Raw genomic sequence first — 22,891 nt, 5'->3', positions numbered from 1 at the left:
TGCTTACAGACTCTGATCAGGACGATTTACGCACGCGCAGATACCATTCACACAGCAGGCGAACCTGTTTGCGGGTATAGCCTTTTTCCATCATGCGATCGACAAAATCATCGTGTTTCTTCTGCTCATCCGTAGAGGTTTTCGTGTTAAACGAAATAACCGGCAACAGCTCCTCGGTATTCGAGAACATTTTTTTCTCAATCACCGTACGCAGTTTCTCATAACTGGTCCAGTTTGGATTGCGGCCGTTATTGTGCGCACGCGCACGCAGCACAAAATTGACAATTTCATTACGGAAGTCTTTAGGATTACTAATCCCGGCAGGCTTCTCGATTTTCTCCAGTTCCGCATTGAGCGACTCGCGGTCAAAAAGCTGTCCGGTGTCAGGGTCACGATATTCCTGATCCTGGATCCAGAAGTCGGCATAGGTAACATAGCGATCGAAAATATTCTGACCATATTCGGAATAGGATTCCAGATAAGCCGTCTGAATCTCTTTGCCAATAAACTCAGCGTATTTCGGAATTAAATAACCTTTAAGGTGCTCAAGGTATTTTTCCGCCTGCTCCTGTGGGAACTGCTCGCGTTCAATTTGCTGCTCCAGCACATAAAACAGGTGAACAGGGTTGGCTGCCACTTCAGTGTGATCGAAGTTGAAGACGCGGGACAGAATCTTAAAGGCGAAACGCGTTGACAGCCCGTTCATCCCTTCGTCGACGCCGGCGTAATCATGATACTCCTGCCAGGACTTCGCCTTAGGATCGGTATCTTTCAGGCTTTCACCGTCATACACACGCATTTTTGAGTAGATACTGGAGTTATCCGGGTCTTTAAGTCGCGAAAGGATGGAGAATCTCGCCAGCGTTTCCAGGGTGCCGGGTGCGCAAGGCGCGGTAGACAGCTCACTGTGGTTCAGCAGCTTCTCATAAATCTTAATCTCTTCGGACACGCGCAGGCAGTAAGGCACCTTAACAATATACACACGGTCAAGGAACGCCTCGTTGTTTTTGTTGTTGCGGAACGTCACCCACTCAGATTCGTTCGAGTGGGCCAGAATGATACCGTTAAACGGCAGGGCGGAAATGCCTTCGGTACCGTTGTAGTTACCTTCCTGGGTGGCGGTCAACAGGGGATGTAGCACTTTAATCGGTGCTTTAAACATCTCCACAAATTCCATGATGCCCTGGTTAGCCCGGCACAGCGCGCCCGAGTAGCCGTAAGCATCGGGATCGTTCTGCGCATGGTTTTCCAGTTTACGAATGTCCACCTTGCCGACCAGCGCGGAGATATCCTGGTTGTTTTCGTCGCCCGGCTCTGTTTTAGCAATAGCTAACTGCTCCAGAATCGACGGCCACACTTTCACCACTTTAAAGCGGGTGATATCCCCGCCGAAATCATGGAGGCGTTTAGCCGCCCATGGCGACATAATGGTGCCAAGGTAGCGGCGCGGCACGCCGTACTCTTTCTCCAGAATATTGGCGTCTTCCTGAGGATTGAACAGGCACAGTGGATGATCGTTAACCGGGCTCCGTTCGCCATCGGCACTCAACACATAGATAGGAACGCGTTGCATCAAAGATTTGAGACGTTCCGCCAGTGAGGATTTACCGCCCCCGACCGGACCCAGCAGATAAAGAATTTGTTTCTTCTCTTCAAGGCCTTGTGCCGCGTGTTTCAAATAAGAGACGATCTGTTCAATCGCTTCTTCCATACCGTAAAACTCTTCGAACGCCGGGTAACGGCCCATTACCCGGTTAGAAAAGATTCTGGAAAGACGTGGCTCCTGAGCGGTGTCCACCATCACGGGTTCACCGATTGCCATTAACAGTCGCTCTGCGGCGTTGGCGTATGCACTGCGATCCTGTTTACAGATTGTCAGAAATTCCTGCAGTGTGAACTCTTCGTCCTTGGCAGCTTCATAACGCTGACGATAATGATCGAATATATTCATAGCGATGCCCGTCCTTTCGTTTTTAGCACAGGTAAAGGAGCAATAATCAGTGCTCGTACAGCTCCCGGAAGATATTATCTGTTAGTACAGCAACCCTTATGCCAACCTGATCATTGTTATCGGGATGCACAACATTTATGACGACACTCTTGCAACAAAACCTCGGGTATTAAGTTTAACTGTAGAAGGCATTCAGAAAATTTCATCATAGATTTTTGATTAGTGAGCCACATATCAATAACAAAATCATTTTGTTGCGAAACCTTTTTGACAGGGTAATGGCGAATTTGTGATGCCTCCAACCCGGTTATGCCACATTCCGCCATAAATGCGGTAGATGATTTTCATATAAGGTTAATTCAGTCTGTAAAAAGCGTTAGACTGTATGAGTGATTGTTATATTTATGGAATGAATAAATTGTGAACCAATTCAAACTTAACACGCTTATCGCGCTTATCCCTTGTTATTTTCTGGGGCATTCAGTACAGGCCGCACCTTTATCGCTTGGCGCATCAGTGATTTATGCCCAGTCGCCTTACCGGGGTGGGCAGGACCGCTATTTGCCGGTGCCCATCATCAATTATGAAGGAGAAAACTTCTGGTTTAACACGCTGCAGGGCGGCTATTACCTGTGGAAAGACCCGCAGGATCAGCTGTCTCTGACCCTGCTCGGCTCGCCCCAGGAGTATGACCCCGGTGATAACGATCTGGGGGATATGAAAGGGCTGGATAAGCGCCGTATGACGCTGATGGGCGGGGCAACCTACCGACATACTGCAGACTGGGGGATTATCCGTACCTCACTGCTGGGCGACCTGCTCAACAACAGCAACGGGATCATCTGGGACCTGACCTATCTCTACCGCTTCAACTTCGGTGACTTTACCCTGACACCGGGCATCGGGGCGATGTGGAACAGCGCGAACCAAAACCGCTACTACTATGGTGTTTCCGGCAATGAGAGCGATCGCACCGGCATCAGCCGCTACCATCCTGATGACAGCTGGTCGCCCTATGCTGAGCTGAACGCCAGCTACAGTATTACGCCGCAGTGGAATGCCAACCTGTCCGGTCGCTATACGCGTTTTGCCAGTGAAATCAAAGACAGCCCTATGGTCGATAAAAGTGGGCAGTTCACAATCTGGACCGGTGTCAGTTACAGCTTCTGATTTGCACCCTAAGAGGGCAGGCGTTGCCCTCTGATCGTTTGTCTGCTCTACAACAGTGCAGGAGAGTCAAATGGCACAACGTCTCGATGTTGCGGGTCACCAGGGCATCCCGGCTATTGGCCTCGGAACCTGGTACATGGGCGAGGACAGCGCTCGCCGTCAGCAGGAAGTCACAGCGCTTCAGGCGGGTCTGGATGCAGGCCTGAAAATTATCGATACGGCAGAAATGTATGCCGATGGCAGAGCGGAAGAGGTGGTCGGCGAGGCATTAAAAGGGCGCCGCGATAGCGCGCTGCTGGTATCGAAAGTCTACCCATGGAATGCCGGTGAAGATGATGCGATAGCGGCCTGCGAAGCCAGCCTAGGCCGTTTGCAAACCGACCGTATTGATCTCTATCTGCTGCACTGGCGCGGCAGCGTCCCGTTGGAAGAGACGATTCGCGCCATGCAAAGGCTTCAGCAGCAGGGGAAGATTGTTCACTGGGGCGTTTCAAATTTTGACAGCGAAGACATGGACGAGCTCTGGGCGGAACCCGGGGGCGAAGCATGTGCGACGAATCAGGTCCTTTACCATCTCGCCTCTCGCGGTATTGAGTACGACCTGTTACCGCAGTGTCAGCAGCGTGCTGTGCCGGTCATGGCATACTGTCCGTTGGCACAGGCAGGGCGGCTGCGCAGCCATTTGTTCTCTGAGCCCACGCTGGTCGCTTTGGCTCAGCAGAAAGGCGTGACGGTTGCACAGCTGCTTCTGGCGTGGGTAATCCGCGCTCCCGGCGTGATGGCTATTCCTAAAGCCAGTTCCCTTCAGCACGTCCGGGAAAATGCCGCGGCACTGGATATCACCCTGAGTGATGAGGCGTGTTTCCTGATCGACAAGGCTTTCCCGCCACCGCGGCATAAAATTCCCCTGGACGTGGTGTGAATTAAGCGTTAATTCACTTTCCCTTTCAGACGGATCGTGGTGGCCAGCCGGGCCGGTTTTTCGCCCGCGCTGCGTAACGGCTTGCTGATTCGCGCCGTTTCCACGCACACCATGGTTTTATACCCTTCGTTGGGCATGTCCGTCATACTGCAGGAGAGTTCGACGCCGGGGTTCCACGTGACAACGTCACTATGATGGTGGTGATAGACTTCAATCTGGCGCTTTCCAGCCTGATCGTTAATCACCGAACAGTCATTGGCCGAGGTGAAAATACGGTCAACCCGGGTGGTAAAGCGCTGTTTGCCGTCGCCCGTGCCTGGCTGATTGTCGTTAACCTTGTCGATATAGTGCTCACCCAGACCCGACACCTCTACGCCGTTGATATCCGCCACGTTAAAGTAGCTGTGCAGGGCGGCGGTGGACGTGTAGTCGCCATAGGCTTCCAGTTCGATCTCACAGTGCTGCCCCAGGCGGAAACGGGCGATTAACGTGAATTCATGTGGCCACAGCTTTAAGGTTTGCGGATTACTTTCCAGCACCAGCGTCAAGATAACGCCATCTTCGTTTTCGTCATGGGCGGACAGCGTCCACGACTGGTTACGGGCAAAACCGTGTGCGGGTTCACCTGCGGGGCCAAACCAGGGCCAGCAAATGGGAATGCCGCCTCGAATCGCTTTGCCTGGTGAGAAGGGGCTTTTGTCACTTAGCCACAGGACAGGTTTCTCCCCGCTGGGCTGCCAGGCGATGAGATGCGCGCCCTGTAACGTGATAGCTGCGCGCACGCGGGGATGACTAACGACGATAGTCGGAAGTTCGCCCACCTGACGCTGTGACAGGTAAGGCGTAATCTGTTTAATGACGGGAAGAGAAAAAAGTTTGTCTTGCATGCCCGACTCCTTACGAAAGGGATCAAAAAAAGGGTGACCGAAGTCACCCTTATTCTCTAGTGTCTGGCTGCCTTATTTAGCAGAAACCAGCGCAATCAGGTCGAGAACTTTGTTTGAATAACCGGTCTCGTTATCGTACCAGGAAACCAGTTTAACGAAGTTGTCATTCAGCGCGATACCCGCTTTCGCATCGAATACTGAAGTCAGCACTTCGCCGTTGAAGTCGGTAGAAACCACGTCGTCTTCAACGTAGCCCAGCACGTCTTTCATTTCGCCTTCTGCTGCTGCTTTGATGGCTGCACAGATTTCTTTGTAAGATGCGGCTTTTTCCAGACGAACGGTCAGGTCAACAACAGAAACGTTTGGCGTCGGAACGCGGAACGCCATACCTGTCAGCTTGCCATTCAGTTCTGGCAGCACTTTACCTACGGCTTTGGCCGCACCGGTAGAAGAAGGGATGATGTTCTGAGACGCGCCACGACCGCCACGCCAGTCTTTGTGAGACGGGCCATCAACGGTTTTCTGCGTTGCAGTCGTTGCGTGAACGGTGGTCATCAGACCTTCCACGATACCGAACTTGTCATTGATCACTTTAGCCAGTGGTGCCAGGCAGTTAGTGGTACAAGAGGCGTTAGACACGATGTCCTGGCCCTGGTATTTGTCGAAGTTTGCACCACGAACAAACATTGGGGTGTCATCTTTAGACGGACCGGTCAGAACGACTTTCTTAGCACCCGCAGTGATGTGCTTACGTGCCGTCTCGTCGGTCAGGAAGATACCGGTTGCTTCAGCAACAACGTCAACGCCGACTTCATCCCACTTCAGGTTAGCCGGATCTCTCTCAGCGGTAACGCGGATTTTCTTACCGTTAACAACCAGAGCGCCGTCCTGTACTTCAACGGTGCCGTCGAAGCGGCCGTGAGTAGAGTCGTACTTCAGCATGTACGCCATGTAATCAGCGTCCAGCAGGTCGTTGATAGCAACGATTTCGATGTCAGAGCGCTGTTGAGCAGCACGGAAAACGATGCGACCGATACGGCCAAAACCGTTGATACCTACTTTGATAGTCATATATTCCACCAGCTAGTTGTTAGTGAATAAAAGGTTGGCTGTAAAATTACAAAAACCTTACCAGGCGTCAAGCGGAATCGTGTCAATTGTTGCGACAGGTCAATCCACCAGACAGGAATTATTGGGGCCGCAACCGCTTGCGCTCAGCGGTAAACGGCGTGCTCTGTTGAATCCTTCGCCGAATATATAGGGATATGCCAGAGAAAAGGTGATCGAGTTCACAAATCCACCTAGTGAGATACTGACTGAAGGGTTGAGCACAAAATAAGACCCGATTAATGTTGATCGTTTGTTAGAATACTAGTCGATTTTTACAGAATGACATCCCGGAATTGCTCAAATGCCTAAAGAAACCGCACCCGAAGCAAAAATTGCCCAACTGACTGAGATGCAACGCTATGTGACTCAACAGCGAGGAACGGAGCCGCCTTACAGCGGTGCCCTGCTGCATAACAAGCAGGAAGGGATTTATCACTGCCTGGTCTGCAATGCGCCGTTGTTTTTGTCTGATACCAAGTACGATTCAGGTTGTGGCTGGCCGAGTTTTTATCAGCCGGTAAGCGATGAGGCCATTCGCTATCTGGAAGATAATTCCCATGGTATGCAGCGCATCGAAATCCGCTGTGGCAGCTGTGATGCGCACCTGGGGCATGTTTTCCCGGATGGCCCCCAGCCGACAGGCGAGCGTTACTGCGTCAATTCTGCCTCGCTGAACTTTACAGATCAGCAAGGTGAGGAGACCCAAGGATAATCATGAAACAGCAACTTGAAGCCATGCTTGAAGCCCTGACGCCTGAAATTTATGAGCGTCTTGTTGTGGCCGTTGAAACCGGAAAATGGCCGGACGGTGTAGCGCTTACCCAGCAGCAGCGTGATAACAGCCTGCAACTGGTGATGATGTGGCAGGCACGTCATAACGATGCACCTCAGCATATGACCATCGGAAAAGACGGTGAGATGGTCACCAAATCGAAAAGGCAGCTGAAAGAAGAGTTTGGTATCGAACCAGACGTCACGCGTATCAACCTGCATTAAGTCTGATAAGGTGCTTCTGTCAGGGTGCTGACAGAAGCGTTTAGCGTGGATGACGGGCTGGCACGCTGCCAGCCCGGAGCACGTCAGACAATGACCGCACCCTGGGCGGCCATCTGGGCCAGTGCGATGTCGCTGTCTTCAGGATTCAAATTCACCCCGCGGCAGCCTTCGGCGACCACGTCCACCTGATAGCCCAGTTCCAGTGCATCCAGAACGCTGTATTTCACACAGTAATCGGTTGCCAGCCCCAGCATAACCAGATGGCTGATGCCGCGTTCACGTAACCAGCTGTCCAGCTCCGTTTTACGGCGATGGCCGTTATCAAAAAAAGCGCTGTAGCTGTCGACATCCTGATCCTGGCCCTTGTGAAAAACAGCATCAAACAGGCTGCGATCGAGACCAGGATGAAAATCAGCGCCCGCCGAATGCTGAACACCATGATCGGGCCACCAGATTTGAGGCAAACCGTTGAGCTCACCCAGGGTATAAACCGGCTCGCCCGAGACAGAAGCAAAGCTGCCATGATTGGCCGGGTGCCAGTCCTGCAAGGCCACTACGCATTCGCCTTTCTCATGAAAGGCACGGGCATAGCGATTTGCTACCGCGACGGTGTGATCGCCTTCTCTCACGGCCATTGGGCCGCCGGGGCAGAAGTCGTTCTGAATATCGATAATGATCAGTGCCCGTTTCATTCCCGTTTGCTCCGTTTTAGTCTTCTGTCAGTTCGCCACGCAGGTTTTGCTGCATTTTGGCACGGATTTGCTCGCTTGAAAGATCCTGACTTAACAGATAGTGAAGTTTGGTCAGGGCCGCTTCTACCGTCAGATCAAAACCGCTGATCACGCCTGCATGCTCCAGCGCATTGCCCGTCGCGTAGCCGCCCATGTTAACTTTGCCGGAAATACACTGCGTCAGGTTAACGACCACAATGCCGCGCTCGCTGGCCTGCTGCAGTTCAGAGAGAAACTCAGCGTTCTGCGGCGCATTACCCACGCCATAAGAGCGCAGAATAAGGGCTTTAACCGGCTGGCGCAGGAAGTTGCGCACCACATCGGCGGAAATACCGGGGTAAATGGTAACCACGCCAATAGGCTGTGGCGTAATGGTATGAACGATGAGTTCACCTTTCCCCTGTGGCGCGGGTGGCGTGTTCAGACGACGAATGTGGATGCCGGCTTCCAGCAGCGCAGAAAGGTTGGGTGAGGCAAAGGCATTAAACCCGTCAGCATGCGCTTTTGTGGTGCGGTTACCGCGATAGAGCGTGTTATTGAAAAACAGCGTCACTTCATTAACCGGATAGTTAGCGGCGACATAGAGTGAATTCAGCAGGTTTTGCTGACCGTCCGAGCGCAGTTCTGCCAGGGGGATTTGCGAGCCGGTTACGATGACAGGCTTGGCCAGGTTCTCCAACATAAACGACAGGGCGGAGGCGGTAAAAGCCATGGTATCTGTACCATGCAGAATCACAAAACCGTCGTAGCGATCGTAATTACGCCGGATATCTTCGGCAATTGACTGCCAGTCCTGAGGCGTCATATCGGACGAGTCGATCAGGGGCTGATATTCGTGAATCGTAAAGTCAGGCATTTCCGGGCGATGGAATTCCGGCATTTTTGCCAGCTCTTGCTGCAGGTGACCTGAAACCGGAATATAACCTTGAGCGGAACGTTGCATACCTATAGTACCGCCCGTATAGGCAACGTAAATGTTTTTCTTTTGCATAGGTGTACTCAGACTTGCCGTAAAACGCGCAGTATAAGGGCAATGGCAGGGAAAAGCAGCCCGACCAGCGGTCGGGCTGAGAGGTTTATCGCACTTCGCCGCAGGTCAGGCAGAAGGCATAGCGGTTTTGTGGATCGTTAAGATGGTCGAACAGGCCAGGCTGACGTCGCATCGCACTCATTACGTCGAACATCGGCGCAGGCAGCCAGGCTTTGATCGGGTCAGGCAGAACAGCCTGCACAGAGGCATTCATTTGATTTAGCATCAAATCAATAAAGCCGGGATCTTCCTGGTACCAGTCAAGCTGCGGCTGGGAAACCTTCGCCAGCTCAGCGGCTTTTTTCACTGCGTCATCAAAATCCCCCAGCGCATCGACCAGGCCATTAGCTTTCGCATCACTGCCGGTCCACACATGTCCCTGGGCGATGGCGTCAATTTGCTCCGGCGTTTTGTGACGCGAGGCGGCAACCAGACCAACAAAGTTGTGATAGCCGTTTTCGATGGTCAACTGCATAAGCTGTTGAACCTCGGGGGGCAGCGCCTTAGTGCTGGCGACGTCCGCCAGTGGCGATGTCGCCACGCCGTCCGTGTGCACACCAATACTGGCCAGACTGTTCTCCAGGGTATTAATTACGCCGAAGATGCCAATAGAGCCTGTCAGGGTACTCGGGCTGGCGATGATGTAGCTGGCTGGCGTTGAAATCCAGTATCCACCGGATGCCGCCATGCCGCCCATTGACACCACTATCGGTTTCCCGGCCGCTTTCGCTGCAGCCAGTTCGGCACGGATGGCCTCCGAGGCCGTCACGCTACCGCCCGGGCTGTTGACCCGAAGAATGATCGCTTTGATTTTCGGATCCAGGCGTGCATCACGAATCTGCGCCGCCGTGGTATCGCCACCGACGTTGCCCGGCGTTTCATCGCCATCCATGATGGCGCCGCTGGCCATGATCACGGCAATATTGCCTTTCTGCTGAGTGGCGTCCGGTTTCACGTTGTAGTCATAAATACTGACGCTGCGATAATCGCTACTCTGCTTATCGAAACCAAAGGTCTTGATTAACATCTGATCGGCATCGGCCCGTGAACCCAGAACGTCGACCAGTTTGTTATCCAGCGCGTATTGACCCGTATCACCTTTAACAGCCTGCAGGCCGGCGATAATGGCCGTTGCACCAGGGAACAGCTGCTCAGGCGTAATCTGACGGTTAGCCGATACGGTGTTCAGGTAATTTTGCCAGAGTTGGCCAACCCAACGGGTATCCGCATCGCGCGCTGCAGGTGACATATCGTCGCGCAGGAAAGGCTCAACGGCAGACTTATAGGTTCCAACACGGAAGACGTGTGAATTGACTTTCAGCTTTTCAAGCAGCGTTTTGTAGTACAACCCGTTGGTGGCGAAACCATGCAGGTCAACCGTACCCTGAGGCGAGAGGTAGATTTTTGTTGCATAGCTTGCAAGGTAGTACTGAGCCTGGCTGTAGCTGTCGCCCAACGCATAAATCGGCTTACCGCTTTCCCTGAATTCGCGCAGCGCTTTGCCCACATACTGCAGCGAGGGCTGATCGCCACCGGCAAAGTCACGCAGGTCCAGCACCATGCCTTTGATATTACTGTCATCCTTTGCCTGACGAATCGCATCGACCACGTCAAACAGGGAGTTTTCCTGCAGTCGGTCACTGCTGGTGCCTAACAGCTGACGGCCAATTTTGCTCAGGCGATTACTGACGGAAGGCTTATCGACCAGCACACCGGTCAGGTCAACTTTTAACGCACCTTGCTGTATGGGAGCAGAATGACTGCCTGAACCACTGACCTGAAGCCAGATCCCGACACACACGACAATTAAAAAAATCAGGAACAAATTAAGAATTAATTCCCTGATAAAGTTCAGCACTCGCCAGATCCCGCGGAACAGGCCAGCAATTATTCGCCACAATGTGCGCATCACACTCTCCATATTGATATAACCGGAAATCGCCGCTTAGCGGTCCAGGTCTCCGTTGACGACCTCATCCTAAAGAGCGGCGAAACAAAAGTCAGCAGGAAATCACCCTGGACTGTTACAAAAAATCCACCTGTGCCAGGATTACGCATGCTTTTACCCCACTGGAGAAAAACATGGATGCACTTGAATTACTGGTTAATCGCCGTTCGGCTTCCCGTCTGGCGGATCCGGCTCCCGGCGGCGAGGCGCTGGATAACATTCTGCGCGCAGCCATGCGCGCGCCCGATCACGGCACCTTACAACCGTGGCGCTTTATCATAGTTGAAAACAGTGGACGCGATCGCTTAAGCCAGCTTCTGGAAAAAGCGGCACGTGACAATCAACTGGATGACAAGGCCATCAATAAAGCCAGCCAGGCCCCATATCGTGCCCCAATGATCATTACGGTTGTGGCCCATTGTGAACTGAATCACAAGGTGCCACGCTGGGAGCAAATTGCATCTGCAAGCTGTGCCGTGATGGCTATGCAAATGGCCGCGGTCGCACAGGGATTTAATGGTATCTGGCGAAGTGGGGCCTGGACTGACGATCCCCAGGTACGCGAGGCCTTTGGCTGCCGTGAGCAGGACGCGATTGTGGGCTTTCTCTATTTAGGCACGCCCCAGCTGAAATCCAACACCACCGTGATACATCCCGACACTGCGCCGTTTGTGCGCTATTTCTGATCGCCCCTGAGCGGGTTTGCGCGGTTATTGTGCGAACAGTTCAGCATTGAACCCGGCGCGCTTATCAGCCGCGCGCCGCCAGGCTACCATAGCGCTGCTTCATCTGGCAGCGCATACTCTCTTCCAGCCTGTGCGCATGATGTAACCGTTCTTTGGACTGAGGCGCAGGCATCATGTTGCCGACTGTTTGTTGACCGGTAGTGCGTTGTCATCATTGTTGTTTGCTGACGTTAAGGATTACCCGATTTAATGCGTTTGTTTATTGCAGAGAAACCCAGCCTTGGACGGGCCATTGCCGATGTACTGCCTAAACCGCACCGGCGTGGTGAGGGCTTTATCGCCTGCGGCAATGACCAGATTGTCACCTGGTGCGTGGGGCATTTACTGGAGCAGGCGCAGCCTGATGTGTACGACAGCCGCTATGCGCGCTGGTCGCTGGTCGATCTGCCGATTATTCCTGAAAAATGGCGTTTGCAGCCGCGTCCTTCGGTGGCAAAACAACTCAAAGTGGTGGAAGGCTTACTGGCCCAGGCCGATGAAGTGGTGCACGCCGGCGACCCGGACAGGGAAGGCCAGCTGCTTGTGGATGAAGTGCTGGATTACCTTCAGCTTCCCGCTGAGAAACGCAGTAAAGTGCAGCGCTGTCTGATTAACGATCTCAACCCACAGGCTGTGGAGCGGGCTATCAACCGGCTGCGCGAGAATCGCGAATTTATTCCCCTCTGCGTGTCCGCGCTGGCGCGAGCACGTGCCGACTGGCTTTACGGTATTAATATGACCCGCGCCTGGACGCTGCTGGGCCGGAATGCGGGCTATGATGGCGTGTTGTCCGTTGGACGCGTACAAACGCCGGTGTTGGGGCTGGTGGTGCGACGGGATGAAGAGATCGCGAATTTCGTCCCGAAGGATTACTTTGAAGTGAAAGCGCACATCGTCACGCCGGATGAGAGCCGGTTTACCGCGAACTGGATCCCCAGTGAAGCCTGTGAACCCTGGCAGGATGAAGAAGGTCGCCTGCTGAAACGCTCACTGGCGGAACATGTGGTGGCGCGCATCAGCGGTCAGCCCGCTATCGTTACCGCCTACAGTGACAAGCGAGAAAACGACATTGCGCCGTTGCCGTTTTCACTCTCCAGCCTGCAAATCGAGGCGGCAAAGCGCTTTGGTTTGAGTGCACAGGCGGTGCTGGACATCTGCCAGCGGTTATATGAAACCCACAAGCTGATCACCTATCCACGTTCTGATAGCCGCTACTTACCCGATGAGCATTTTGCCGGCCGTCATGCGGTGCTCAATGCGATCCAGTCCCATCAACCCGATCTTACTCCACCAGCAGACTTTGATGCAGATCGAAAAAATCGCTGTTGGGATGACAAAAAAGTGGATGCGCACCACGCCATTATTCCTACCGCGCGCGCCAGCGCAGTGAAACTTAATGAAAACGAACAGCAGATTTATGGACTGGTTGCGCGTCAGTATTTGATGCAGTTTTGTCCGGATGCCGTGTTCCGCAAATGCACCATCGATCTGGATATCGCGGGCGGTAAATTCGTGGCTAAAGCGCGCTTTCTGGCGGAGGCGGGCTGGCGTGCGCTGTTGGGTGGCAAAGAGCGCGATGAAGAAAACGATGGCATGCCGCTGCCTGTTGTAGCGAAAGACGATGAGCTGCTGTGCGAGCGGGGTGAGGTGCTGGCGAAACAGACACAACCGCCACGCCACTTTACCGACGCGACCTTGCTTTCGGCCATGACCGGCATTGCGCGCTTTGTGCAGGATAAAGAATTAAAGAAAGTGCTGCGTGCGACCGATGGTTTAGGAACGGAAGCCACGCGCGCAGGCATTATTGAATTACTGTTCCGTCGTTCGTTTTTGCATAAGAAAGGGCGCTATATTCATTCTACTGATGCAGGCAAAGCGCTGATCCACTCGCTACCGGATCTCGCCGCCAGGCCGGACATGACGGCGCAATGGGAATCAACCCTGACGCGTATCAGTGAAAAGGCCTGTCGCTATGATGAATTTATGCAACCCCTGGTGCAGACGCTGAGCGGGCTTATTCAGCAGGCGCGACAGCAGCCCTCGGGACAGGCGTTTCGTGGTTTACCGTCCACCGGCCAAAAACGTCCACCGCGTAAAGCAGGGCGTAAAACGAAGGAAACTGAATAATGAGTAAATCAGCCTGGCTAATTCTGGTTGCAATGGCTGCCTGTAGCCCCGCGCATGCTAACTATCATCAGCAGGGCGCGGCAGGTGGCACCAATACCGATGTGATCGTGGATATGCCACCGGAAGTCTGGACGCAGGGGCAAAACCGTCAGCAAAACTGTCTGCAGTGCTGTATTTTTGAAAACCGAAATTACACAGAAGGCGCTGTGGTGAAATCGGAAGGTGTCCTGCTACAGTGCGCGCGCGATGAGAAGTCGTTGGGAACCAATAATCTGATTTGGAAAATAGTGAAATAAGGACGCGTGGCATTTCACCACGCGTCAGGATCCTGTCAGAAGTGGAAGGTTGACCAGACCGGCGCATGATCGGACGGTTTTTCCATACCGCGAATCTCGTAATCGATGCCTGTTTCAATACAGTGTGAGGCCAGCCCGGTGCTGGCCAGCAGCAAATCGATACGCAGACCGCGATTGTCATCAAAGCCTTTTGAACGGTAGTCGAACCACGAAAAGCGATCGTTAATCTCAGGGTTTTGTGCCCGCCAGGTATCAACAAGGCCCCAGCTGAGCAGGCGATCCATCCATTCACGTTCTTCCGGCAGGAAAGAGCATTTACCGGTACGCAACCAGCGCTTGCGACTGTCTTCTCCAATACCGATATCGAGATCAGTGCTGCTGATATTCATATCACCCATGATCAGCACCGGCTTATCGGCCGCCAGGCTGTCGCTCAGGTAGCTTTGCAAATCGCGATAAAACTTCTCTTTCGCCGGAAATTTTGTCGGATGGTCACGGCTCTCGCCCTGGGGGAAATAGCCGTTAATTACCGTAATATCGCCAATCGGGCTGGGGATCTCCGCCATGATCAACCGACGCTGAGCATCGTCGTCATCGCCCGGGAAGCCGCGTCGCACGGATACCGGCTGGACTTTTGTCAGCAGCGCCACACCGTAGTGCCCTTTTTGACCATGGTAAAACACGTTGTAGCCCAGCTTAGCCACGTCTTCTAAGGGGAACATATCGTCATGAACTTTGGTCTCCTGCAGTCCGATGACGTCCGGCTGATGTTTTTCTACCAGCGCTTCAAGTTGGTGAGGGCGAGCCCGCAAGCCGTTAATGTTGAATGAAATAAATTTCATGAGATGACCTTCAGCGAATGATAGGCAGGATGGTAGCGATTTTTACAGGAAAAGTCATGGCAGAGCAGGGCAATTTCAGCGAGTGGTGGACAGGCTCAGTCAGAAAGCGGGAAGCGGGTTCAAGAGGATGATTTCACCCTGCGGGCCGCGCTGATGCGCGTTGTCTCGCGATGCTCGACCCGAACCTTAGTCGAAGGTTCTCATCCCTCTCCCCGAAGAAGATGGTAATACATGTCTTTATTTGGGAGGGAGTGCAATATACGAGATGGTGGTGGGAGAAGGATTATTCGGCGCGTTGCGCCTCACCCTGCGGGCCGCGCTGACGCGCGTTGTCTCGCGATGCTCGACCCGAACCTTAGTCGAAGGTTCTCATCCCTCTCCCCGAAGAATATGGTGATTGAGATTATCTTGGGCAGATCAGGAGAATATTTAAGATGGTGGTGGGAGAAGGATTATTCGGCGCGTTGCGCCTCACCCTGCGGGCCGCGCTGACGCGCGTTGTCTCGCGATGCTCGACTCGAACCTTAGTCGAAGGTTCTCATCCCTCTCCCCAGATAACTATGATGGTTTGGTTTTTTTGGGCAGAAAGGCAGAATTTTCGTGATGGTGGTGGGAGAAGGATTATTCGGCGCGTTGCGCCTCACCCTGCGGGCCGCGCTGACGCGCGTTGTCTCGCGATGCTCGACTCGAACCTTAGTCGAAGGTTCTCATCCCTCTCCCCGAAGAAGATGGTAATAAATGTCTTTATTTGGGAGGGCGTGCAATATACGAGATGGTGGTGGGAGAAGGATTCGAACCTTCGAAGTCTGTGACGGCAGATTTACAGTCTGCTCCCTTTGGCCGCTCGGGAATCCCACCGGGGATGATATGTGTGTTCAGGCAGCAGGTTCAGATGGTGGTGGGAGAAGGATTCGAACCTTCGAAGTCTGTGACGGCAGATTTACAGTCTGCTCCCTTTGGCCGCTCGGGAATCCCACCAGGGACTGAATTGTTGTGCTCTGAAGCGGGGCGCATCATACCAAATGCGCCATGGCTGTAAAGCGACGACTGGCAAAAGGTGAATCGTTTGCCCACTTTTTGCCCGTAGCGCTGGAATGTCAGCCAATCCAGCGCCGTTTACGCTTAAAGAATAATCGTGCGGTTACCATAAACAAAAACACGCTGGCCCAATACTTTATCCAGCGCGCGGCTCAGCACGTTTTTTTCGACGTCGCGTCCGGCCCGCATCATCTCTTCTGCGGTGTAACTGTGATCGACATTAATCACGTCCTGCATGATGATCGGACCTTCATCAAGGTTATCGTTAACGTAGTGTGCCGTTGCACCAATGATTTTCACACCACGTTCGTAAGCCTGATGGTAAGGCCGTGCGCCGATAAAGGCCGGCAGGAAAGAGTGGTGAATGTTAATAATCTGATTTGGGTAGCGCTGCACAAAGCCCGGCGTCAGCACGCGCATGTATTTGGCAAGCACCACATAATCGGGCTGATAACGATCAATCTCGTCCGCCATGCGGTTGTCATGCTCTTCGCGCGACAAGCCTTCGTGGCTGACCAGAACAAACGGAATATCGAAACGCTCTACCAGCGAACGCAACGTGTCGTGATTACCGATAACGGCGGCGATTTCCATATCGAGGCCGCCAAACGCACTCTTCATCAGCAGGTCGCCAAGGCAGTGTGCTTCTTTGGTAATGAGAATAACAACACGGCGACGGCCTGCGCTATGCAGTTCACGCACGGAACCTTGCGGAAGGGCACTATCGAGATCGGCCAGCAGGGTGGTGTCGTTAAAAATCCCCTCCAGCTCTGTGCGCATAAAAAAGCGCCCGGTGCGATGGTCAACAAATTCATTGTTTTGCACGATATTCAGTTCGTGCTTGTAACAAATATTGGTGATTTTGGCGATCAGACCTTTTGCATCGGGACAAATGGTTCGTAAAACTTTTCTTTGCATGGTTTGCGCTTGCATCTCAATCAGAGTCCTGTCAAAGCATTAAGGGTAAAACCGTTACGCAGGCAACTGCCTTAGCCGCAACATTTTTTATATTTTTTATCGGCGCCACAAGGACAGCGATCGTTACGCCTAATAGCGGGCGTCACTCCGTCTACATAGTACCAGCGTTGATCCTCGCGAAGAAAGCGTGAACGTTCGTACATTGCCCGATCGGCGCCGTTTTCACGATAACGGGCGAAAAAAGTCACAAACGATTCGTCATCATCACGCCCCGGTTCACGCTGCGTGATGTTCAGGCTCAGCCATTCAGTACCAGCAAAACTTTCAGACAACAGTCCCGCAAGTGCCGGATCGCGCCGGGTAGGATGCCAGGTAGACACCAGGTAGTTGACGTCATGTTTGACATAAGCGCAGTAGCGAGAGCGCATAAGTTGTTCAGCTGATAAGGGAATTTCTGCTCCTTTAACAAAGGGCTGACAACATAGGCTATACTGCTTGCCGCTACAGCAAGGGCAAGATTCGGACACACTTTCTCCTGTTAATCACAGTCGTTGTTGATGATATCGTTTACTTTATCTGACCCATGCTTATGACGCTACGTATTGACGCCAGGAACCGAGCAAGATGAGAAAGCAAAAGATTGGATTGGCTCTGGGTTCCGGTGCCGCCAAAGGATGGGCGCATATCGGCGTCATCGAAGCGTTGGAAAGCGCAGGCATTGAAATTGACGTAGTCGCCGGGTGTTCAATCGGTGCCCTGGTCGGTGCGGCTTATGTCAATCACCGGTTGCCCCACATGAAAAAATGGGTCAGCGCTTTTAGCTACTGGGATGTGATCCGCCTGATGGATCTCTCCTGGCAGCGCGGCGGACTCCTGCGCGGTGAACGCGTATTTAACCATGTCCGCCAGCTCATCACGAATGATGCGCTTGAGTCATGCCATAAGCCCTTTGGCGTAGTGGCGACCAACCTGAGCACCGGGCGTGAATTATGGCTCACTGAGGGAGAATTGCATCAGGCGGTTCGCGCTTCCTGCAGTATGCCAGGTTTATTACCACCGGTCGGCTACAATGGATATTGGCTGGTAGACGGTGCCGTGGTGAATCCGGTGCCGGTTTCGCTAACGCGCGCACTGGGCGCTGATGTGGTTATTGCCGTCGATCTTCAACACGATGCGCACCTGATGCAGCCTGATTCAATGGTGCTGACGCCGCAGAGTTCTGAAGAACATGCCGCGGCTGTCGCACTGAATCTTGACTGGCGCGGAAAGCTGCGCCAGAGGCTGGTCAGTTTTACCCAGCGACGGGCATCACAAGTGCCGGGCGCGATGGAGATCATGGCAACATCCATTCAGGTCCTGGAAAATCGCCTGAAGCGAAACAGGATGGCAGGCGATCCGCCCGATGTGCTCATCCAGCCGTTTTGTCCACAAATATCCACGTTGGATTTTCATCGTGCAGAAGAAGCTATTGCGGCTGGGAAGGTTGCCGTTGAGAAACAAATGGATGAATTATTACCGCTGGTCCGTAGAAGATAATCTGGTTGTTCACGCACAGATGTTACTTCGGTCTATTCTGAAAGGCGCAACTGCGTTTTATGAACCACTATTGAATTATCGGGTACGCAGGGGGATGGAATGGAAAAACCACTGATCGGCAAAAAGATACTCATTGTCGAAGATGAGGCCGTTTTCCGTTCGCTTTTAAACCAATTTCTGTCATCAATGGGGGCTGTCACAGTTGAGGCAGAAGATGGCCTCGAGGCTATTGAGCAACTGAAGCAGCATGCTGTGGAGCTGGTGATTTGTGATCTTGAGATGCCGCGCATGAGCGGTATCGAATTCGTTGAACACGTGCGCAGCCGGGGTAACAGCGTCCCGATTTTGATTATTTCCGCCACAGAAAATATGTCCGATATTGCTCAGGTTTTGCGTCTTGGCGTACAGGATGTGCTGCTTAAGCCGCTAAAAAACTTTGAACGTTTTCGTGAAGCGGTTTACGAATGCCTCTATCCCTCCATGTTTACCTCAAAGGTGGAGGAAGACGAGCAGCTGTTTCAGGACTGGGACGCTCTGGTTCGCGATCCCTCTGCGGCGGCAAAACTCCTTAAAGAACTTCAGCCACCCGTACAACAACGCATTGCTAACTGTCGGATCAACTATCGGCAACTGATGATGGCCGAGCAGCCAGGTCTGGTGCTGGATATTGCGGCGCTTTCAGACAAAGATCTCGCCTTTTATTGTCTTGACGTTACTCGCGCTGGCGACAACGGCGTACTGGCCGCCTTGCTTTTGCGCGCCTTATTTAACGGACTCCTTCAGGAACAGTTATCTGGCCAAAAACAACGCTTACCTGAGCTGAGCAGTCTGCTCAGACAGGTTAATTTGCTGCTGCGCCAGGCAAATCTGACCGGTCAGTTCCCGTTGCTGGTGGGCTACTATCACCGCGGATTAAAAAATCTGGTACTGGTTTCAGCCGGATTAAATGCAACGCTGCACGTTCAGGCCCATCAAATACAACTCAGTAACGGTGTGCCACTTGGCACTATGGGCAGTACACATACTAACCAAATAAGCCAGCGCGCTGATGACTGGCAATGCCATATTTGGGGGGCCGGAGGCCGAATACGACTGATGTTATCGTCTGACCAGTAAACCCGAATGGATAGTTTATTATCTGATGGGAGACAGGGCCAGAAGTTAGCTTTACACTTGGGTAATAGTCTTAAATTCTACGGATAGCGGTCTTCCAGGATAAATCCGTTCACGACTAACTGATATACTCATTTCCGAATTTAAACCGACATATCAAGCATTAAAACTTGAACGGCCTATAAGAGAGGTATTTTGATGTCTGCCTATAAGACCAAAGTAAAAAAAGCGGTAATTCCAGTAGCGGGTTTGGGTACACGTATGTTGCCTGCTACCAAAGCGATTCCAAAAGAAATGTTGCCGCTGGTTGATAAGCCGTTAATTCAGTATGTCGTTAACGAGTGTATTGCTGCGGGTATTAATGAGATTGTGCTGGTTACTCACTCCTCTAAAAACGCCATTGAGAACCATTTTGATACCAGTTTTGAACTGGAGTCTATGCTGGAAAAACGCGTCAAGCGCCAGCTGCTGGACGAAATTCAGTCCATCTGTCCTCCGCACGTGACCATCATGCAGGTCCGTCAGGGCATCGCGAAAGGTCTGGGCCATGCGGTCATGTGTGCACATCCTCTGGTCGGCGATGAACCTGTTGCGGTCATCCTGCCTGACGTGATCATCGACGAATACGAATCTAACCCAACCAAAGATAACCTGGCAGAAATGCTGAGCCGTTACGAAGAGTCTGGCCGTAGTCAGATCATGGTTGAGCCCGTCAGCGATGTGACGGCATACGGTGTTGTCGATTGTCAGGGTGCAGAACTGAATCCTGGTGACAGCGCGCCTATGGTCGGGGTTGTTGAGAAACCTAAAGCGTCTGAAGCGCCATCCAACCTTGCGGTTGTCGGTCGTTACGTTCTGTCTGCGGATATCTGGCCACTGCTGGCGAAAACGCCTCCAGGTGCCGGTGGCGAAGTTCAGCTCACCGACTCCATCGCCATGCTGATGGATAAAGAAACCGTCGAAGCCTATCACCTGAAAGGGGTAAGCCACGACTGTGGTAACAAACTGGGTTATATGCAGGCTTTCGTTGAATATGGTGTCCGCCATCCGGTATTGGGTAAAGAGTTCACTGAATGGCTCAACAATACTGTTAGCGATAAAAAGTAATTTTAAACACAGGATAGCTCAATGAAAGTCACTGTATTTGGTATCGGCTATGTCGGTCTGGTTCAGGCTGCGGTGTTGGCCGAAGTCGGACATGACGTTCTCTGCATTGATGTGGATGAAAACAAGGTCGAGAACCTTAAAAAAGGCAAGATCCCAATTTTTGAGCCGGGTCTGACGCCGCTGGTTATGTCGAATTACGAATCGGGTCGCCTGAAGTTCAGCACTGATGCTGCTCAGGGCGTGAATCACGGTGTAATGCAGTTTATCGCCGTCGGCACGCCGCCTGATGAGGACGGCTCGGCCGATCTGAAATATGTTACTGCCGTAGCGCGTACCATTGCTCAGCACATGACCGATCACAAAGTCGTGATTGATAAGTCAACGGTACCGGTCGGAACGGCTGACAGAGTCCGTGCTGTCATGACAGAAACGCTGCAGGCGCGCGATGCCAACATCAGCTTTGATGTGGTATCCAACCCAGAGTTCCTGAAAGAAGGCGCGGCCGTTAACGACTGTATGCGCCCTGAGCGTATCGTTGTCGGCACCGACAATGATGACGTGGTGGAACTGTTGCGTGAGCTGTATGAGCCATTCAACCGTAACCACGATCGTATGATTTTGATGGATATTCGCAGTGCAGAACTGACGAAGTACGCCGCTAACTGCATGCTGGCGACGAAAATCAGCTTTATGAACGAAATTTCCAATCTCGCAGAACGTTTAGGTGCGGATATCGAAAAAGTGCGCCAGGGGATTGGTTCTGACTCACGTATCGGCTATCACTTTATCTACCCAGGCTGCGGCTATGGCGGTTCCTGCTTCCCGAAAGACGTTCAGGCGCTGATCCGCACAGCGGAGTCTATTGGTTATACACCGCGCCTGTTGAAGGCGGTGGAAGACGTCAACGACAGCCAAAAGACAAAGCTGCCCACCTTCATTAAACGCCACTTCGGTGACGATCTGAAAGGTAAAACGTTTGCGCTGTGGGGCCTGTCGTTCAAGCCCAACACAGATGATATGCGCGAAGCATCCAGTCGCGTGTTGATGGAAACGTTATGGGAAGCGGGTGCCTCTGTTCAGGCGTTCGATCCGGAAGCCATGGACGAAGCGCAGCGCATCTATGGTCATCGCGACGATCTGAAGCTGATGGGAACCAAAGAAGCGGCGCTGCACGGTGCAGACGGCCTGGTGATTTGTACGGAATGGCAAAATTTCCGTGCACCTGACTTTGACGTGATTAAGAGCGCACTGAAAGAACCCGTGATTTTTGATGGACGTAACCTGTATGATCCAGAGCGTATCAGCAAACGCGGCTTCGTTTATTATGCAATCGGCCGCGGAGCATCTATCCAGGCTGTGTGATTAACGAGGGATTTATGAATTTTCTGGTAACCGGCGCAGCAGGCTTTATTGGCTTTCATGTCAGTCAACGCCTGCTGGCCGCCGGTCACCAGGTTGTCGGCCTTGACAACCTGAATGACTACTATGATGTAAACCTTAAACAAGCTCGCCTTGATATCATCGGTGACAATCCATCCTTTACCTTTATTAAAGCCAATTTGGCCGATCGTCAGGCTATTGCCACACTTTTTGAACAGCACAATTTTCAGCGCGTTATTCATCTGGCCGCTCAGGCAGGGGTGCGTTACTCACTCGAAAACCCCCATGCGTATGCCGATGCAAACGTCATTGGGCACCTGAATATTCTTGAAGGCTGCCGCCACCATAAAATCGAGCATCTGCTTTATGCTTCATCCAGTTCGGTTTATGGCCTGAATAACAAGATGCCATTTTCAACAGAAGACAGCGTCGATCATCCCGTGTCATTGTATGCCGCGACGAAAAAAGCCAATGAGCTGATGTCGCATACCTATTCACATCTCTATCAATTGCCTACCACTGGCTTACGTTTTTTCACGGTCTATGGCCCGTGGGGACGTCCGGACATGGCGTTGTTTAAATTCACCCGCGCAATGCTTGCAGGCGAGGCGATAGATGTTTATAACCAGGGGCAAATGAAGCGCGACTTTACTTATATCGATGATGTTGCAGAGGCGGTTATTCGCTTGCAGGATGTTATCCCGCAGGCGGACGCAGACTGGACCGTGGAAACGGGTTCTGCCGCGTCAAGCTCTGCCCCTTATCGCATATATAACCTTGGCAATAGCCAGCCGGTGAGTCTGATTCACTATATTGAAGCGATTGAGAAAGCGCTGGGTGTGAAGGCAAATAAAAATCTGATGCCCATGCAACCGGGGGACGTGCTGGCAACCAGCGCGGACACAACCGCATTATTTAATACCATTGGATTTAAACCCCAAACCGGTGTTGATGAAGGCGTAAGGCGCTTTGTAGACTGGTATCGAAATTTCTATTCAATCTGAAAATAAAAAAAAGGAAGCGATCGCTTCCTTTTTTTTCTGGTGCGGATAATCGTAAAGCTA

21 protein-coding genes, 2 tRNA genes and 4 other RNA genes are annotated in these 22,891 nt (G+C 52.5%); 12 read left to right on the top strand and 15 right to left on the bottom strand.

Annotation, left to right across the window (positions count from 1 at the left end; translation table 11 throughout):
- Nucleotides 1-16 precede the first annotated feature (16 nt).
- A complete protein-coding gene (yeaG, locus tag DFO57_RS05610; RefSeq protein WP_014593835.1) occupies nucleotides 17-1,951 on the bottom strand; it encodes a protein kinase YeaG in 1,935 nt (644 codons plus the stop codon).
- A 420-nt stretch (nucleotides 1,952-2,371) separates the two neighbouring features.
- Between yeaG and DFO57_RS05605 the strand changes: the two genes are divergently transcribed.
- The gene (locus DFO57_RS05605) at nucleotides 2,372-3,121 is read left to right on the top strand and encodes a MipA/OmpV family protein (protein ID WP_013025990.1); all 750 of its coding nucleotides are present in this window, start codon (nucleotides 2,372-2,374) and stop codon (nucleotides 3,119-3,121) included.
- A 70-nt stretch (nucleotides 3,122-3,191) separates the two neighbouring features.
- Complete coding sequence (locus DFO57_RS05600) at nucleotides 3,192-4,043, top strand: aldo/keto reductase (RefSeq protein ID WP_110015162.1); 852 nt, start codon at nucleotides 3,192-3,194, stop codon at nucleotides 4,041-4,043.
- Between the two features lie 8 nt (nucleotides 4,044-4,051).
- Here the strand turns inward: DFO57_RS05600 and DFO57_RS05595 are convergent, their stop codons facing one another.
- A complete protein-coding gene (locus DFO57_RS05595) occupies nucleotides 4,052-4,930 on the bottom strand; it encodes a D-hexose-6-phosphate mutarotase (protein WP_015700203.1) in 879 nt (292 codons plus the stop codon).
- Between the two features lie 72 nt (nucleotides 4,931-5,002).
- Nucleotides 5,003-6,001: a glyceraldehyde-3-phosphate dehydrogenase gene (gene gapA / locus DFO57_RS05590; protein WP_014593833.1), complete on the bottom strand. Its 999-nt coding sequence runs from the start codon at nucleotides 5,999-6,001 to the stop codon at nucleotides 5,003-5,005.
- Between the two features lie 340 nt (nucleotides 6,002-6,341).
- On the opposite strand from gapA, the gene msrB reads away from it, so the two are divergent.
- Nucleotides 6,342-6,752: a peptide-methionine (R)-S-oxide reductase MsrB gene (gene msrB / locus DFO57_RS05585; protein ID WP_013025986.1), complete on the top strand. Its 411-nt coding sequence runs from the start codon at nucleotides 6,342-6,344 to the stop codon at nucleotides 6,750-6,752.
- A gap of 2 nt (nucleotides 6,753-6,754) precedes the next feature.
- Nucleotides 6,755-7,036, top strand: a complete 282-nt coding sequence (locus DFO57_RS05580; RefSeq protein ID WP_013025984.1) for a YeaC family protein — start codon at nucleotides 6,755-6,757, stop codon at nucleotides 7,034-7,036.
- Between the two features lie 83 nt (nucleotides 7,037-7,119).
- On the opposite strand, the gene pncA is transcribed toward DFO57_RS05580, so the two are convergent.
- The 3 genes from pncA to sppA all read right to left on the bottom strand — a co-directional run bounded on the left by pncA (nucleotide 7,120) and on the right by sppA (nucleotide 10,706).
- Complete coding sequence (pncA, locus tag DFO57_RS05575) at nucleotides 7,120-7,728, bottom strand: bifunctional nicotinamidase/pyrazinamidase (protein WP_013025983.1); 609 nt, start codon at nucleotides 7,726-7,728, stop codon at nucleotides 7,120-7,122.
- Between the two features lie 16 nt (nucleotides 7,729-7,744).
- Nucleotides 7,745-8,758, bottom strand: a complete 1,014-nt coding sequence (gene ansA, locus DFO57_RS05570) for an asparaginase (RefSeq protein WP_013025982.1) — start codon at nucleotides 8,756-8,758, stop codon at nucleotides 7,745-7,747.
- 85 nt (nucleotides 8,759-8,843) lie between these two features.
- Nucleotides 8,844-10,706, bottom strand: a complete 1,863-nt coding sequence (gene sppA, locus DFO57_RS05565) for a signal peptide peptidase SppA (protein ID WP_014605713.1) — start codon at nucleotides 10,704-10,706, stop codon at nucleotides 8,844-8,846.
- 173 nt (nucleotides 10,707-10,879) lie between these two features.
- Here sppA and DFO57_RS05560 point away from each other — a divergent pair, with 173 nt between their 5' ends.
- From DFO57_RS05560 to DFO57_RS05550, 3 genes are all read left to right on the top strand, one after another.
- On the top strand, nucleotides 10,880-11,431 hold the full coding sequence (locus DFO57_RS05560; protein WP_013025980.1) for an NAD(P)H nitroreductase: 552 nt from the start codon (nucleotides 10,880-10,882) through the stop codon (nucleotides 11,429-11,431).
- 249 nt (nucleotides 11,432-11,680) lie between these two features.
- Nucleotides 11,681-13,597, top strand: a complete 1,917-nt coding sequence (locus DFO57_RS05555; RefSeq protein ID WP_014593831.1) for a DNA topoisomerase III — start codon at nucleotides 11,681-11,683, stop codon at nucleotides 13,595-13,597.
- Complete coding sequence (locus DFO57_RS05550) at nucleotides 13,597-13,893, top strand: YnjH family protein (protein ID WP_013025978.1); 297 nt, start codon at nucleotides 13,597-13,599, stop codon at nucleotides 13,891-13,893. Before DFO57_RS05555 ends, DFO57_RS05550 begins: the two co-directional genes overlap by 1 nt.
- Nucleotides 13,894-13,928: 35 nt before the next feature.
- Here DFO57_RS05550 and xthA read toward each other — a convergent pair whose 3' ends face one another.
- The 9 genes from xthA to DFO57_RS05505 all read right to left on the bottom strand — a co-directional run bounded on the left by xthA (nucleotide 13,929) and on the right by DFO57_RS05505 (nucleotide 17,218).
- Nucleotides 13,929-14,735 (bottom strand): exodeoxyribonuclease III, encoded by an 807-nt coding sequence (gene xthA, locus DFO57_RS05545; RefSeq protein ID WP_013025977.1) that lies wholly within the window; start codon nucleotides 14,733-14,735, stop codon nucleotides 13,929-13,931.
- A 112-nt stretch (nucleotides 14,736-14,847) separates the two neighbouring features.
- Nucleotides 14,848-14,960: non-coding RNA, RtT sRNA (locus tag DFO57_RS05540), on the bottom strand.
- A 41-nt stretch (nucleotides 14,961-15,001) separates the two neighbouring features.
- Nucleotides 15,002-15,129, bottom strand: a non-coding RNA gene (locus DFO57_RS05535) — RtT sRNA.
- 41 nt (nucleotides 15,130-15,170) lie between these two features.
- A non-coding RNA gene (locus DFO57_RS05530) (RtT sRNA) lies at nucleotides 15,171-15,298 on the bottom strand.
- A gap of 41 nt (nucleotides 15,299-15,339) precedes the next feature.
- Nucleotides 15,340-15,467: non-coding RNA, RtT sRNA (locus DFO57_RS05525), on the bottom strand.
- Between the two features lie 41 nt (nucleotides 15,468-15,508).
- A tRNA-Tyr gene (locus DFO57_RS05520) sits at nucleotides 15,509-15,593 on the bottom strand.
- Between the two features lie 35 nt (nucleotides 15,594-15,628).
- Nucleotides 15,629-15,713, bottom strand: a tRNA-Tyr gene (locus tag DFO57_RS05515).
- A gap of 144 nt (nucleotides 15,714-15,857) precedes the next feature.
- On the bottom strand, nucleotides 15,858-16,706 hold the full coding sequence (gene purU / locus DFO57_RS05510) for a formyltetrahydrofolate deformylase (protein ID WP_013025975.1): 849 nt from the start codon (nucleotides 16,704-16,706) through the stop codon (nucleotides 15,858-15,860).
- Between the two features lie 56 nt (nucleotides 16,707-16,762).
- Nucleotides 16,763-17,218, bottom strand: coding sequence for a YchJ family protein (locus DFO57_RS05505; RefSeq protein WP_110015161.1), 456 nt, complete (start codon nucleotides 17,216-17,218; stop codon nucleotides 16,763-16,765).
- 97 nt (nucleotides 17,219-17,315) lie between these two features.
- Here DFO57_RS05505 and rssA point away from each other — a divergent pair, with 97 nt between their 5' ends.
- From rssA to DFO57_RS05480, 5 genes are all read left to right on the top strand, one after another.
- On the top strand, nucleotides 17,316-18,227 hold the full coding sequence (rssA, locus tag DFO57_RS05500; protein ID WP_014593828.1) for a patatin-like phospholipase RssA: 912 nt from the start codon (nucleotides 17,316-17,318) through the stop codon (nucleotides 18,225-18,227).
- Between the two features lie 99 nt (nucleotides 18,228-18,326).
- Nucleotides 18,327-19,343, top strand: coding sequence for a two-component system response regulator RssB (gene rssB / locus DFO57_RS05495; protein ID WP_110015160.1), 1,017 nt, complete (start codon nucleotides 18,327-18,329; stop codon nucleotides 19,341-19,343).
- Nucleotides 19,344-19,538: 195 nt separating this feature from the next.
- Nucleotides 19,539-20,447 carry a UTP--glucose-1-phosphate uridylyltransferase GalU gene (gene galU, locus DFO57_RS05490; protein ID WP_014593827.1) on the top strand — a complete coding sequence of 303 codons (909 nt, stop codon included), beginning with the start codon at nucleotides 19,539-19,541 and terminating at the stop codon, nucleotides 20,445-20,447.
- 21 nt (nucleotides 20,448-20,468) lie between these two features.
- Nucleotides 20,469-21,809, top strand: coding sequence for a UDP-glucose/GDP-mannose dehydrogenase family protein (locus tag DFO57_RS05485; RefSeq protein ID WP_013025970.1), 1,341 nt, complete (start codon nucleotides 20,469-20,471; stop codon nucleotides 21,807-21,809).
- Between the two features lie 14 nt (nucleotides 21,810-21,823).
- On the top strand, nucleotides 21,824-22,831 hold the full coding sequence (locus DFO57_RS05480) for an NAD-dependent epimerase (RefSeq protein WP_014593826.1): 1,008 nt from the start codon (nucleotides 21,824-21,826) through the stop codon (nucleotides 22,829-22,831).
- Nucleotides 22,832-22,891 lie beyond the last annotated feature (60 nt).

Origin of the sequence: Pantoea sp. AG702, from assembly GCF_003182295.1 — a bacterium.
GTDB lineage: Bacteria > Pseudomonadota > Gammaproteobacteria > Enterobacterales > Enterobacteriaceae > Pantoea > Pantoea ananatis.
This window is presented reverse-complemented; position numbering and strand designations above follow the sequence as displayed.